The 12,710-nt window shown below is 59.7% G+C and carries 12 protein-coding genes; 4 read left to right on the forward strand and 8 right to left on the reverse strand.

The features are described 5' to 3' along the window. Window positions 1-1,573 (reverse strand): ABC transporter substrate-binding protein (locus PSTU_RS0102765; protein ID WP_413771552.1); only part of this gene is annotated, 1,573 nt, incomplete at its 3' end. A 223-nt stretch (window positions 1,574-1,796) separates the two neighbouring features. Then, a complete protein-coding gene (locus PSTU_RS0102770) occupies window positions 1,797-2,360 on the reverse strand; it encodes a cupin domain-containing protein (protein ID WP_019339515.1) in 564 nt (187 codons plus the stop codon). A gap of 163 nt (window positions 2,361-2,523) precedes the next feature. On the opposite strand from PSTU_RS0102770, the gene PSTU_RS0102775 reads away from it, so the two are divergent. The 3 genes from PSTU_RS0102775 to PSTU_RS0102785 all read left to right on the forward strand — a co-directional run bounded on the left by PSTU_RS0102775 (window position 2,524) and on the right by PSTU_RS0102785 (window position 6,121). Continuing rightward, window positions 2,524-3,753, forward strand: a complete 1,230-nt coding sequence (locus PSTU_RS0102775) for a M24 family metallopeptidase (RefSeq protein WP_019339516.1) — start codon at window positions 2,524-2,526, stop codon at window positions 3,751-3,753. A 115-nt stretch (window positions 3,754-3,868) separates the two neighbouring features. Then, complete coding sequence (yedA, locus tag PSTU_RS0102780) at window positions 3,869-4,774, forward strand: drug/metabolite exporter YedA (protein WP_019339517.1); 906 nt, start codon at window positions 3,869-3,871, stop codon at window positions 4,772-4,774. A gap of 159 nt (window positions 4,775-4,933) precedes the next feature. Further along, window positions 4,934-6,121: an MFS transporter gene (locus PSTU_RS0102785; RefSeq protein ID WP_019339518.1), complete on the forward strand. Its 1,188-nt coding sequence runs from the start codon at window positions 4,934-4,936 to the stop codon at window positions 6,119-6,121. Between the two features lie 42 nt (window positions 6,122-6,163). On the opposite strand, the gene PSTU_RS0102790 is transcribed toward PSTU_RS0102785, so the two are convergent. The 6 genes from PSTU_RS0102790 to PSTU_RS21740 all read right to left on the reverse strand — a co-directional run bounded on the left by PSTU_RS0102790 (window position 6,164) and on the right by PSTU_RS21740 (window position 11,856). Further along, window positions 6,164-6,670 (reverse strand): MarR family winged helix-turn-helix transcriptional regulator, encoded by a 507-nt coding sequence (locus PSTU_RS0102790; protein ID WP_019339519.1) that lies wholly within the window; start codon window positions 6,668-6,670, stop codon window positions 6,164-6,166. Between the two features lie 41 nt (window positions 6,671-6,711). Beyond that, on the reverse strand, window positions 6,712-7,851 hold the full coding sequence (aliB, locus tag PSTU_RS0102795; protein WP_019339520.1) for a cyclohexanecarboxyl-CoA dehydrogenase: 1,140 nt from the start codon (window positions 7,849-7,851) through the stop codon (window positions 6,712-6,714). Between the two features lie 59 nt (window positions 7,852-7,910). Continuing rightward, window positions 7,911-8,693: an enoyl-CoA hydratase-related protein gene (locus tag PSTU_RS0102800; protein WP_019339521.1), complete on the reverse strand. Its 783-nt coding sequence runs from the start codon at window positions 8,691-8,693 to the stop codon at window positions 7,911-7,913. 13 nt (window positions 8,694-8,706) lie between these two features. Beyond that, window positions 8,707-9,474, reverse strand: a complete 768-nt coding sequence (locus tag PSTU_RS0102805; RefSeq protein ID WP_019339522.1) for an SDR family NAD(P)-dependent oxidoreductase — start codon at window positions 9,472-9,474, stop codon at window positions 8,707-8,709. Window positions 9,475-9,509: 35 nt separating this feature from the next. Further along, a complete protein-coding gene (locus PSTU_RS0102810; RefSeq protein ID WP_019339523.1) occupies window positions 9,510-11,177 on the reverse strand; it encodes a cyclohexanecarboxylate-CoA ligase in 1,668 nt (555 codons plus the stop codon). 508 nt (window positions 11,178-11,685) lie between these two features. After that, window positions 11,686-11,856, reverse strand: coding sequence for a hypothetical protein (locus PSTU_RS21740; protein ID WP_019339524.1), 171 nt, complete (start codon window positions 11,854-11,856; stop codon window positions 11,686-11,688). A gap of 430 nt (window positions 11,857-12,286) precedes the next feature. Here PSTU_RS21740 and PSTU_RS0102820 point away from each other — a divergent pair, with 430 nt between their 5' ends. Then, window positions 12,287-12,598 (forward strand): general stress protein, encoded by a 312-nt coding sequence (locus PSTU_RS0102820; RefSeq protein ID WP_019339525.1) that lies wholly within the window; start codon window positions 12,287-12,289, stop codon window positions 12,596-12,598. Window positions 12,599-12,710 lie beyond the last annotated feature (112 nt).

The following is a 12,710-nucleotide window of genomic DNA, read 5'->3' on the forward strand; positions in this document are numbered from 1 at the left end:
AGCCCTCGACGCTTTTGCGCATTGGCTGGTAGACCGTCGAGTGCGCGATGGGAGTGATGGGCAGCTGTTCCTGGATGATCTGCTGCGCCTTCTGGTACAGCTCGGTACGTTCGCCCTGATCGGTGATGCGTTTAGCCTGTTTGACGATCTTGTCGTACTCGGCATCGCACCACTTCGACCAGTTGTTGCCGTCTACTGCGTCGCAGCCATACAGGGTGTTCAGCCAATTGTCAGGATCGCCATTGTCGCCGGTCCAGCCGATCAACATGGCGTCGTGCTCTCCAGCATGACCGCGCTTGATGTACTCGCCCCATTCGTAGCTGACGATGCGCGTCTTCACGCCAACCTTGGACCAGTCAGCCTGAATCATCTCGGCCATCAGCTTGGCGTTGGGGTTGTAGGGGCGTTGCACCGGCATGGCCCAGAGCGTGATCTCGGTGCCCTCCGGAATTCCGGCCTGCTTCAGCAGTTCACGCGCTTTGTCAGGGTTGTATTCGGCGCCCTTGATGCTCTCGTCGTAGGACCACTGCGTCGGCGGCATGGCGTTGACCGCGAGCTGGCCGGCGCCCTGATAGACCGCTTCGATGATCGATTTCTTGTCGACCGCCATGTCCAGGGCCTTGCGCACTTCAAGCTTGTCGAGCGGCGGATGCATCACGTTGTAGGCAATGTATCCGAGGTTGAAACCTGGTTGGCTGGGGACCTCGACATTGGGATCTTTCTGAAGCGCTTCGATATCCGCGGGACGAGGATTCAGGGTGATCTGACATTCACCGGCGCGGAGTTTCTGCGCACGCACCGAGGCGTCGGTGGTGATCGCGAAGATGAGATTGTCGATCTTCACGTCCTCCGGCTTCCAGTAGGCCTCGTTGCCCTTGAAGCGGATCTGAGCATCTTTCTGGTAGCGGCTGAAAACGAAGGGGCCGGTACCGATCGGCTTCTGGTTGATCTGCTCGCTGTTACCGGCTTTCAACAGCTGGTCAGCGTACTCGGCCGAATGGATGGCGGCGAAGTTCATAGCCAGGTTCTGGATAAAGGCTGCATCCACTTTGTCGAGCGTGAAACGCACCGTCAGGTCGTCGAGTTTTTCGACCTTAGTAATGTTCTTGTCCATTCCCATGTCCGTGAAGTACGGGAATTCGCTGGGGTATGCCTTGCGGAACGGATGATCCTTGTCGAGCATGCGCTGGAAGGTGAAGAGCACGTCGTCTGCGTTGAACTCGCGGCTGGGCGTGAAGTAATCGGTGGTATGAAACTTGACCCCGGGACGCAGATGAAAGGTGTAGGTGAGGCCATCATCGCTGACCTCCCACTCGGTCGCCAGGGCGGGGAGGGCGCGAGTGCCGCCTCGTTCGAATTGAGCGAGGCGGTTGAAGACGGTCTCAGACGCCGCGTCGAAGTCGGTACCGGTGGTGTACTGGCCGGGATCGAATCCGGCCGGGCTGCCTTCGGAGCAATACACAAGACTGCTGGCGGCGAAGCTGAGGGGCGAACCGAGGATCAGTCCCGCGGCGAGCATCGCCCGGATGGAGATAGTGTTTCGCATGCAAACCTCATTCTTTTTTATGTTCATCGAGGGTTGGTCTCGTGGACCGAACAGTGGCTCACTGCACGCCGGTGTCGCCGTGGGGGGTTGCCCGCTCGGCGCAGAACACTGTCGGCGACTGCGCTCTGAAGATCACAGCCTAGCCTGTCCCGAAATTAAGTCATGTTGAAAACGCGGTCAACAGAAATTAAGCGCTGTTAAATTCCGCTGGCGTGTCTCGGATATCGGGGTCAAGCAATCGCGCCGCCGGTTAGCGGGTGGTCAGATCGTCAAAGAGTCCCATGGTGGTTACGGTCAATACTTCGGCCGGCTGATCGCCCACGTTGGCGAGGTGGTGAGGCTTGCCTGCGTCGAAGTGTATGGAGTCACCACTGGCCAACGGGTAATCGCGGCCGTCGACCGTGTAGACGATTCGTCCTGACAGCACGTAGGCGAATTCGGCGCCCTCGTGAGCGATAAGCTCGGACTGATAACCCACCGGCATGCTGACCTTCACAGCATTCAGCAGATTGCCTGGAAAGCTGGTGGATAGGCGCTCGTAGGCCAGCGGCTGGCCTTCGATGGTGTAACGGACACGTTCGCCCTGATGGGAGTCGGGCTGCGATTGGCTGGGCTGATCGAACAGCGAGTTGAGCGGTACGCCAAGTGATTTTGCGATGTTCGCCAGCGATGAAATCGATACGCCGGTAAGGTTGCGCTCGGCCTGTGACAGAAAGCTCGCCGTCAGCCCCGACTCCTTGGCTACTTGGTTCAAGGTCTTGTTGGCGGCACGCCTGTGCCGGCGCAATCGTTCACCGATACGGTCGACTGTCATGGAATTCGCCTTATGAAAGTGGCCAGTATACGGCCAGCCGGACAGACTCGCGCCAGCCTTGATTTTGTCTTTTTCGCGGTACGGGAGAAAAAAGCTTTGCCAGAAAAATTAAGCTGCACTTAAATTCGGCGAACATTTCCATCAGGCTTTTCGGAGAACAGGCATGACCATCGGTGTCGGCGGCAGCACGCAGGAAGAGGCGCTTGGGCGCCTGCGCAATATGCTGGATGGCGTTCAGCCGATAGCGCTCGACGAATACCTGGCTCGTATTGATAGCGCTCAGCAACGCATGAAGCAGCTGGGCATCGACGCTATTTTTCTGTGCGCGGGCGCCAATCTCGAGTACTTCACTGGTGTGCGCTGGAGCCCGAGCGAGCGCATGGTCGGTGCAATCCTGCTCGCAGACGGTGCGCTGGAGTATCTGGCGCCAGCCTTCGAAGAGGGCACGATTCGCGACTTCATGGTGGTCGACGGTGCAGTCAACGGATGGCAGGAACATGAAAGCCCCTATCGTTTGCTGCTCGACTGTCTGCAGCGCATGGGCATTCAGCCGAACACCAGTCTTCGCCCATGCATCGGCCTCTGTCCGTCCTTGCCGTTTTTCATGTTCGATGGCCTGCGCTTGCTGGATCCAGGCTATGCCTTCACTGATGCGAGTGCGGTGACAAGCTACTGCCGACAACGGAAATCCCGCGCTGAGATCGCCTTGATGCAGCGCGCAAAAGACATGACTCTTGAAGTACACAAGGCGGCTGCGAGCATCCTTCACGAGGGCATCAGCACCACCGAAGTGGTCCGGTTCATCGAGCTCGCGCACCGTGCGGTTGGGGCGCCTGGGTCGACCTTCTGCATCGTGCTGTTCGGCGAGGCGAGCGCGTTCCCTCATGGTGTGAAATATCCGCAGACGCTAGAACGCGGCGACATGGTCCTGATCGATACGGGCTGCCGTGTGCACAGCTATCTGTCGGATATCACGCGCAGTTACGTCTTCGGCGAGCCGAATGAACATCAACGTGCGCTGTGGACGTTCGAGAAGGATGCGCAGTTGGCGGCGTTCGCTGCGGCTCGCTTGGGTGCGCGCTGCGAAGAGGTGGACGAGGCGGCACGTAGCTCGCTTGAAGCCTGCGGTCTCGGCCCGGATTACCAACTGCCGGGCCTTCCGCACCGAACCGGACACGGGATCGGGCTGGAAATCCATGAGAGCCCTTACCTGGTGCGTGGCGACCATACGCCCATCGATGTCGGCATGTGCTTCAGCAACGAACCGATGATCTGCGTTCCCGGTGAGTTCGGCATTCGTCTGGAGGATCACTTCTACATGAGCGAGCATGGGCCACGCTGGTTCACCGAACCGAGCCACAGCATCGATGACCCCTTCGGCCTCAAGCGCTGAGCAGCTGGTCGATTCGGCTAACTGCACCGCTAAACAAAAGGCTGACTGTGCTTGTTCGCCGGTATGTCGAGCTAACTAGAATGATGGTTTTTCACCACCCATTCGGGGCTGCCTCATGTCGTCGCGCCGCGTTTCTTTGCTGCTGGTGGGGGCTTTTCTCGCCCTGTATCTGATCTGGGGCTCAACCTATTTCGTGATCCGTATTGGCGTCCAGTCGTGGCCGCCAATGCTGCTCGCCGGATTGCGCTTTGTGATTGCGGGCAGCCTGATGTTTGCCTGGCTGCGCTGGCGCGGCGTGCCGCTACCCACGGGGCGCGAATGGCGGTCTTGCGCGGTTGTCGGATTTCTTTTGCTCAGCTGCGGCAATGGCGGGGTGACAGTGGCTGAGCATCTCGGTGTTGCTTCGGCGGTGGCGGCACTGGCGATCGCAACGGTGCCGCTGTTTGCATTGCTGTTCGGTTTGATCTGGGGTCAGCGAACGACCGGGTTGGAGTGGGGCGGCATCATGCTGGGGCTGATCGGCATCGGTCTGCTCAATCTGGGGCACAACCTGCAGGCCAGCCCCTTAGGCGCGGTGATCGTGCTGCTGGCCGCTGCGAGCTGGGCATTCGGTTCGATGTGGAGCCGTCACCTCAGCTTGCCGAGCGGAGCGATGGCGAGTGCGGCGCAGATGCTGATCGGCGGTGCGGTGCTGCTGTTCGGCAGCGTGGTCACCGGGGAACGCCTGCAACAAATGCCGGACACGGCCGGCTGGCTCGCGTTGATCTACCTGACCTTCCTAGGCTCAATCGTGGCCTTCAGCGCCTACCTCTACCTGCTCAAGCACGTACGTCCTGCCGCGGCCACCAGCTACGCCTATGTCAATCCGGTGGTGGCCGTGCTGTTGGGTGTCAGCTTTGCCGGCGAGCGTATCGGTGTCGAGGAATGGCTGGCGATGACTGTGATCGTCAGCGCCGTGGTGCTTATAGGGTTGCCGCAATGGCGACGGCCAAAGGCAGGGGGCGCTGTGAAGCCGGTCTGAATCGGTGATGCAGCGCCGTGAGGGGTTGTATGATGACTTGCGGTGCGAGACGATCAAACCATCCGGATCACGGTCAGAACGTTGAGCTTGCCATCTCGATAGGTTCGTCCTGATTGGCGCTGGCGCTCTCCACCTTTTCACCCACCGACAGGCGACCCGATGCCCGCAGCGAAACAACCGGCCACCCACGATACGTTCTTCATCCTGTCGCTGGTCATTTTCAACTTCATCTCGTTCATTTCCATTGGTATTCCGCTGGCCTCGCTGCCGGGCTATATCCATGAAAACCTGGGGTTCAGCACCGCGATTGCCGGTATCGTTATCGGTGCGCAATATCTGACGACCTTGCTCTGCCGCCCGCTCGCTGGCCGGCTGGCTGACGAGCGGGGCGCGAAGAAAACCGTACTCATCGGGATGGCCTCAGGGCTGATAAGCGGTGCGTTCCTGCTGGCCTCGGCGCTGTTCGAATCCTGGCCGCTGGCAAGTATCGGGGTGATGGTCGCCAGCCGCTTGATCCTTGGTTTTGCACAAAGCCTGGTCGGCATATCGGCAATCACCTGGGGCATCAGCCGGTTGGGAGCCGAAAGCACTGCGCGAATGATTTCTTGGAACGGAGTCGCCGCCTATGGCGGGGTCGGCATTGGCGCACCGCTGGGCGTTTTTCTGACTCAGTCGCTGGGCCTCTGGAGCCTCGGCGCTGTGACAATGGGATTGGCCACCACAGGGCTGGCATTGGCATGGCGGCGTGGTGATGCGCCGCTTAATCCGGGCACACGCCTGCCGTTTGGCAAGGTGTTGTGGAAAGTCGCACCGCCAGGCATCAGCCTGGCCTTGGCAACCATCGGTTACGGCACGCTGACAGCGTTCATTGCTTTGTATTACGACGCGCGCGGATGGGATGGCGCCGCCTGGTGTCTGACCGCTTTCGCCTTTGCCTTTATCGGCACACGCCTGCTGTTTCCCAATCTGATCAACCGCGTTGGCGGCTATTCAGTGGCGATGGTCTGCCTGATGATTGAAATCTGCGGGTTACTGTTGCTCTGGCTGGCCGAGGCGCCGAGCGTTGCGCTGGCCGGTTCAGCCTTGACCGGCTGCGGCCTTTCTCTGCTGTATCCGGCGCTGGGCGTAGGCGTGGTATCCCGCGTAGGCACTGCCAACCGCAGCTCGGGTCTTAGCGTCTTCGCTATGTTCTTCGACCTGTCGCTGGGCCTGTCTGGCGCGATCATGGGCGTGCTGGCCGCTTACATTGGCATGCAGAGCATCTTTCTCGGTGCAGCAGTGGTCGCCGTGGGCGGTCTTGGCATCGTCTGGCTGCTGCTCAGGCAGGAGCGGGTGACGGAACAATAATCGTGAGACGCTGCTTCGCGATGAGCAGCATTGTCGAGATCGTCATGGCTGCCCAATAGCAGAATCTTCTATTGAGTCCGGGTCGGTAGCGTCGACGCGTTCGAGGGCAATACCGCTAAGATCTGTCTGAAACTTGCTCAGGTAATGCAGGAAGTTGACGCTGTCATCGAAGCTGAAGCCCTTCAATCCCTGTTCATAGAACTCGGCGATACGCTGCTGTAGCGCATCCCAGTAAGCGCGGCCGGAGCGTGTCAGCCTGACCAGTCGCGCGCGTCCGTCATCGGGATGCGGCACGCGTTCGACATGGCCGTCGCGCTCCATGCGCTTCAGCACGCCGTCGAGGCTCTGGCGGCTGACCACCAGATACTCGGTCAGTTGATTGAAGGAGATTCCCTCGTCGTAGCCTGGACGGGACAAGGCGCCCAACACCGCCCACTGAACAGTGCTGATGCCCATCTCTTTCTGCACTTGCCGCTGCAACACGTTGCCGGTCTGAAACAACCGGAAGAAAAGCCGGTTGGGAATGCTCTTGGTTTCAATCGCGGACATCGGAATTCCTAGCAGGATGGCGATAAGTCAGCCGGAACGGGCTACCTGGGCAGGCATTCGCGGGCGATGATATTTTTCATGATCTGCGCCGTGCCGTCACCAATCTGTAGACCCAGCACGTCCCGCATGCGCTGCGAGAAGGGCAGATCCTCGCCCCAGCCTGTATGACCGTGAGCAAGCATGCACTGCTTCACGACGTCGAACGCGAGTTTTGGTCCCCACCATTTATTCATTGCCGCTTCAGCGTTGTGGCGCTGCCCCGAATCCTTTAACCAAAGTGCGTAATAGCATTGCAGCCGCGCGGCCTGCACGTAGGTCTGGTATTCGGCCAGCGGATGCGTGAGGCCTTGAAAGGCGGAGAGCTTTTGCCCGAAGGCATCGCGCTCGGTCAGCCATTGCCAGGTTTCGTCCAGCGATTGCTGGGCGGTGGCCAAGCACTGCAGGCCGATCAGCGCGCGGCTGTAGTCGAACCCCTGCATGACCTGCTTGAAGCCCTGGCCCTCATCACCCAGGCGATGGCTGGCCGGCACTCGGACGTTGTCGAAGAAGATCGAGCCGCGACCGATGCAGCGCTGACCGGCGTCATCGAAACGGGTGGTGTTGATGCCGGGCGAGTCCATCGGTACGAGAAAGGCGCTGATGCCGTTGGCGCGCGATTCTTGCGTGCCAGTGCGCGCAAACACCACCGCCACGTCCGCCTGGTCAGCCATAGAAATCGAGGTCTTTTCGCCGTTAAGGATGTATCCGTCGCCGTTGTGTTCGGCCTTGAGGCGCAGGTTTGCCGCATCCGAACCGCCGCTCGGTTCGGTCAGGGCAATGCATACGACCTTGCGACCGGCGGTGATTTCGCTGAGCCATTCGCGCGCCAGTTCGGGCGCGGCATGCTGCGCGATGATCTGGCCATTGAGCGAGGCCAGTAACGGGATGTAGCCCACGTTGAAGTCGCCGCGGGAGATTTCTTCGATGATGATGCCGGCTGTGACGCAATCCAGACCGCTACCGCCGAACGCCTCCGGCAGTTCGCCACCCAGCAGGCCCATTCCCCCCATCTGCTCGATCAGCGACCGTTCGATGAAACCTTCGCGTTCACGACGTCGATAGCCGGGCATGAGCACATCGGCACTGAAGCGTGCGACGCTGTCGCGAATGGCGGTTTGTTGCTCGTTGAAACCGAAATTCATGGTGATCTCCAGCCAGAAGCCTGTGGCAGGAGCCGGTCTCCCGGCTCCGTGCGGATGCGTTACTTGTAGAACTGACGGAAGTTCGGCTTGCGCTTTTCCTTGAACGCCGCGGTCCCTTCCTTGGCTTCGTCGGTGTCGTAGTACAGGCTCAGCGCCTGCATCCCGAGCCCGCCGATCCCGCCAATATTGGCGCTGTCGGCATTGAACGAGCGCTTGGCGATGGAGAGGGCGGTCGGGCTCTTTTCCAGAATTTCGTCGCACCACTTACTCACTTCGGCATCGAGTTCATCGTGGGGCACCACGGCGTTGACCAGGCCCCAGTCAAACGCTTGCTGGGCGCTGTACTTACGGCACAGGTACCAAATCTCCCGTGCGCGTTTCTCGCCGATCACCCGGCTGAGGTACGCGGTGCCGTAGCCAGGATCAACCGAGCCGACCTTCGGGCCGACCTGGCCGAAGATTGCGTTTTCAGAGGCGATGCTCAGGTCGCAGACCACATGGAGTACGTGCCCGCCGCCAATGGCGAATCCATTGACCCGCGCGATGACGGGCTTGGGCACTTCGCGAATCAGATTCTGTAGTTCCTCGACCGGCAGGCCGATCAGGCCGCGACCGTCGTATTGGCCCTCGTGCGCACCTTGATCGCCGCCCGTGCAGAAGGCTTTGTCGCCGGCGCCGGTGAAAACGATGACGCCAATGGCCTTGTTCCAGCCGGCCCGGTTGAAGGCGTCGAGCAGCTCCATGCAGGTTTGGCCGCGAAACGCGTTGTAGCGCTCCGGGCGGTTGATGGTGATGGTCGCGACGCCGTCGGCTTCGCTGTAGAGAATGTCTTCGTAGTTCATGTTGAGCTCCTGTTCAGCCGGCCATGGTCAGGCCGCCGGACACACTGATGACCTGTCCGGTGATGAAGTCGGCATCGTCGCTAGCAAGCAAACAGACGATGCCGGGATAGTCTTCCGGTTGGCCAAGACGACGCTTGGGAACGGCGTTCTTGAACGCTTCAAGCAGCTTCTCCGGATTGTTCGACGTGGCCGCCACGCTTTTCAGCAGCGCGGTGTCGGTGGGGCCGGGGCAGACCACGTTGAAATTGATGTTCTTGCTGGCCAGCTCCCGCGCCAAGGTCTTCGACAGACCGATCAAGCCCGCTTTGCACGCGGCGTAGACCGCTTCCCCCGAGGAGCCGACGCGCGCGGCATCGGAGGCAATGTTGATCACCTTGCCGCCGCCGGCTTCGAGCATCTTTGGCAGCACCACGTGATGCATGTTGAGCGCACCGGTCAGGTTGATGTCGATGAGTTGCTGCCACATCCCCGGCTCGGTCTTGAGGAACGGCATGAAGCGGTCGAAGCCGGCGTTGTTGACCAGGACGGCTGGCACACCCAGGTCGCGCTCGATCTTGTCTACTGTTTCAACGATGGTGGCGTAATCAGTGATGTCAGCGGCGTAAGCCACTGCCTTGCCACCGGCTTTGGTGACCTGTTCGGCAGTGCTTTGCGCAGCTGCCATGTCACGGTCCAACACCGCAACGCGGCTGCCCTCGGCGGCAAAACGCAGGCAGAGCGCGCGGCCAATGCCACCGCCACCGCCCGTGATGATCACGGTTTTTCCAGATAGGCCTTTCATATCGGTTCTCCAGCAAATGCAAAGGGAAGGGGTGTTCAGGCGGGCTTGGCGGCCGGGAGGCTGATGCCTTTGGCCTGTTCACGCAGTTTGAATTTCTGGATCTTTCCGGACGGTGTGCGCGGAAGGGCAGGCAATACTTCGAGGTATTCGGGCATGTAGTTGCGGGTCAGGCGCTGCTCCGAAAGAAAGCGGACCACCTCTTGCAGGCTGAGCGACTCATGGCCGTCATGGAGGGTGACGTATGCGCAAAGGCGTTCGCCCAGACGCGCATCAGGACAACCCACCAAGGCCACGGCGGAAATCGCCGGGTGCTTGTAGAGCAGGTTCTCGATCTCGACGACCGGCACGTTCTCGCCGCCGCGAATCACCACATCCTTTGTGCGACCCGTGATGCGGATGTAGCCTTGAGCGTCCATCCGCGCCAGGTCGCCGGTTGGAAACCAGCCGTCGTCATCGACGTTGTACAGATCCGGGCGCTTGAGGTAACCGATGAACAGGCTGGCGCCCCGAACGAGCAAGTTGCCTTCGGCGCCGCGCGGTACGTCTTCGCCATTCTCATCCACCACGCGCACTTCCATATGGGGCACTGCGACGCCGTCGCTGTTGATCGCGCGCTCCGGCTCGTCTTCGGGCCGGGTCATGGTTACGGCGCCGTTCTCGGTCATCCCCCACGCGGAGACAATCTTGGCCTGGATGGCTGCAGCGGCGCGCTCCACGAGGGCGCCCGGGATCGGTGCACCGGCCGAAACGAAGACCCGCAACGAGGACAGTTCTTCTGGGTGCTGTGGCGCAATCTCGATCAGGTCCGCCAGAAATGGCGTCGATGCCATGGTGAAGGTCGGTCGCTCGGCTTTGGCAACCTTGACCGCGAACGCCGGGTCCCAGATGTCCTGCAGCACAGATGCGCTTTTCAGATAGATGGGCATCATCAGGCCGTAGAGGAAACCGGTCTGATGGGCCATCGGCGACGCCATGAACATGATGTCCTCGCTGTCCAGATGCAGGCGTTCGGCATAGGGGCGAATGTTGCTGAGCAAGGTATTGCTGCTGTGCAGCACGCCCTTTGGCTCGCCGGTTGTGCCGGAGGTGTAGAGCAACTGGACGACATCGTCGCCGTGGGGCCTTCGTTCGGTGAACAACGCCTGTGTGTCTGTTTCCTCTTCCCAGGCGCGATCCAGCAGTACTCGCTGGAACGAGCGACTGTCGTCGGCGCTGTCGATCACCAAAACATGCTCCAGCGCCGGAAGCTCGCTGCGCAAGCCGTCAACCATCGAGGCGTAATCGAAGCCGCGGAACGACTGCGGGATTACCAGTATGCGGCTTTGCACATAACTGAGCATGAAGCGCAGCTCGTGCTCGCGAAAGATCGGCATCAGCGGGTTTAGCACCGCACCGATGCGCACGCACGCCAGGTGCAGGGCGGTCATTTCCCACCAGTTGGGCAGTTGGCAGGAAACGATATCGCCTTTGTCCACGCCCAACGCCGCCAGGCCGGCCGCCATGCGTCGTACCACTTGGTTCAGCTCGGCGTAGCTGAATACCCGTCGGACGTTCTGGTGGACACGGTATGCGATGAGTGCAGGCGTATCAGGTCTGCTCGATACAGCGTGGTCCAGATAGTCTGTAATGACCTTGTCATTCCAAGCACCGGATTCGATCATTGATGTGCGGCGTTCGGATGGCACCGTTGCGGTGATGTTCATGAGCTAATCTACCTTTTCCGTTCGAATAGCATTGTTCTTGTGGTGGGCGAAGGAAACGTCTGATCGCTGATGAGCAGTTAAGCCGGATCTCAATAATACGTCAATGTGTTGTCGTTAATTGCCGCGGGTAGGCTGCCTTGCACCACCCCACCAAACAGCTGATGAGCTGTCTGGTGGCCAGCTAAGACGGCTGTTTGCATGCCGAGAGGGAGTCGGGCAGTGAACGGAAGCTGCTTCGTGCTACGAAGCCTCTATGAGACAGAGCCATGCAGGTCGGGTCGTAGTAATCAACCTGCGGTCTGCGCCAATGCTGAGCGAGGGTGTGCGATACAGGCTTCTACAACCCGGACTGGAATCGGCGTGCGACGCCAACGGAGACGTCTGGCCTGATCGATGAGGAAGGGACAGGAGCGGCTACGATGGCGCCTCGCAGGCCAGCATTGAGCTCGGTTCTGGTCTTCTGTGGCTTGCCGGGCTAGATAGTGGGCGTGCGGGTGCGCAGAGGTGTTTAGCGTCCGACCGCGTAGAGCTCGAGGTCCATTGATGCACGCCTCGCCAGTGCCGCCGCGCTCGGGCGATTGTCAGTCTTGCAGCGCCGCAGCTGCTTCCAGAATTCAAGCGGCTGCTTGTTGCTGAGATCGGATTGCTTGACCAGGTTTTCCAGCGTTTTGCTGTTCATGTGGCCTCCAAAGTCTCGGTCGAGGTGGTCCAGAGAAAAGTCGCTTCCTTGCGCCAGCCGTCGCGGCTTTCCTGGACTCCGAGACTGCCCCGATTCGGTTACAGCTTGTTGACAATGATCGCCCGTGTAATGGAGCCGATGAGCGGTATCTGCTGACAATCAAGAGTCTGTCGTCGTTGGTGGTCGGGACGCGAAACCCTATATAGCGCTGTAACTAGCGGGGGCATGGCGCTTGGCGTTCCGTTGCCATCTAAGTGCAACTATCGCGGTTCCGGTGTTTCGCTTGTAATGGCAGTTTTGATGTGGGCGCCGTTCATCGAACTCTATCTATTTTTTTAGAACTCTTCGGCTGCAGTTGCCCTCCGAGATAGTGAGGCGGCTGCAGAGTGGTCGCCATTTTTAAGTACCATCAAGTAACGGGAGTAATCTCATGTCGAACGATAAGAGCGGAAATCCGGGTAACTTTGCTAACGATCGCGAGAAGGCCTCCGAAGCAGGGCAAAAAGGCGGCCATAACAGCGGTGGCAATTTTGCCAACGATCCGCAACGCGCCTCCGAAGCCGGTCAGAAGGGTGGCCAGAACAGTGGCGGCAACTTCGCTAACGACCGCGAGAAAGCTTCCGAAGCTGGCCAGAAAGGTGGCCAGAACAGCGGTGGCAACTTTGCCAACGACCGCGAGAAGGCTTCTGAAGCCGGCAAAAAAGGCGGTCAGAACAGCCACGGCGGTGGCCGCAATTCGTAAACGTTAAAGCTATATTGCTAACGTAAACGAATATAAGCGGAACTTGCGATGCAAGTTCCGCTTTTTATTTAATTTATAGATTTTATTTATAGAAACTACGCTGCTGGATGTC

This window comes from Stutzerimonas stutzeri SDM-LAC, from assembly GCF_000235745.1.
Taxonomy (GTDB): domain Bacteria; phylum Pseudomonadota; class Gammaproteobacteria; order Pseudomonadales; family Pseudomonadaceae; genus Stutzerimonas; species Stutzerimonas stutzeri_H.

Bases quoted from the DNA above. Each gene is read 5' to 3' on its own strand.
- PSTU_RS0102770 (WP_019339515.1), bottom strand. From the start codon at position 2,360: ATGACAGTCGACCGTATCGGTGAACGATTGCGCCGGCACAGGCGTGCC.
- PSTU_RS0102775 (WP_019339516.1), top strand. From the start codon at position 2,524: ATGACCATCGGTGTCGGCGGCAGCACGCAGGAAGAGGCGCTTGGGCGC.
- yedA (WP_019339517.1), top strand. From the start codon at position 3,869: ATGTCGTCGCGCCGCGTTTCTTTGCTGCTGGTGGGGGCTTTTCTCGCC.
- PSTU_RS0102785 (WP_019339518.1), top strand. From the start codon at position 4,934: ATGCCCGCAGCGAAACAACCGGCCACCCACGATACGTTCTTCATCCTG.
- PSTU_RS0102790 (WP_019339519.1), bottom strand. From the start codon at position 6,670: ATGTCCGCGATTGAAACCAAGAGCATTCCCAACCGGCTTTTCTTCCGG.
- aliB (WP_019339520.1), bottom strand. From the start codon at position 7,851: ATGAATTTCGGTTTCAACGAGCAACAAACCGCCATTCGCGACAGCGTC.
- PSTU_RS0102800 (WP_019339521.1), bottom strand. From the start codon at position 8,693: ATGAACTACGAAGACATTCTCTACAGCGAAGCCGACGGCGTCGCGACC.
- PSTU_RS0102805 (WP_019339522.1), bottom strand. From the start codon at position 9,474: ATGAAAGGCCTATCTGGAAAAACCGTGATCATCACGGGCGGTGGCGGT.
- PSTU_RS0102810 (WP_019339523.1), bottom strand. From the start codon at position 11,177: ATGAACATCACCGCAACGGTGCCATCCGAACGCCGCACATCAATGATC.
- PSTU_RS21740 (WP_019339524.1), bottom strand. From the start codon at position 11,856: ATGAACAGCAAAACGCTGGAAAACCTGGTCAAGCAATCCGATCTCAGC.
- PSTU_RS0102820 (WP_019339525.1), top strand. From the start codon at position 12,287: ATGTCGAACGATAAGAGCGGAAATCCGGGTAACTTTGCTAACGATCGC.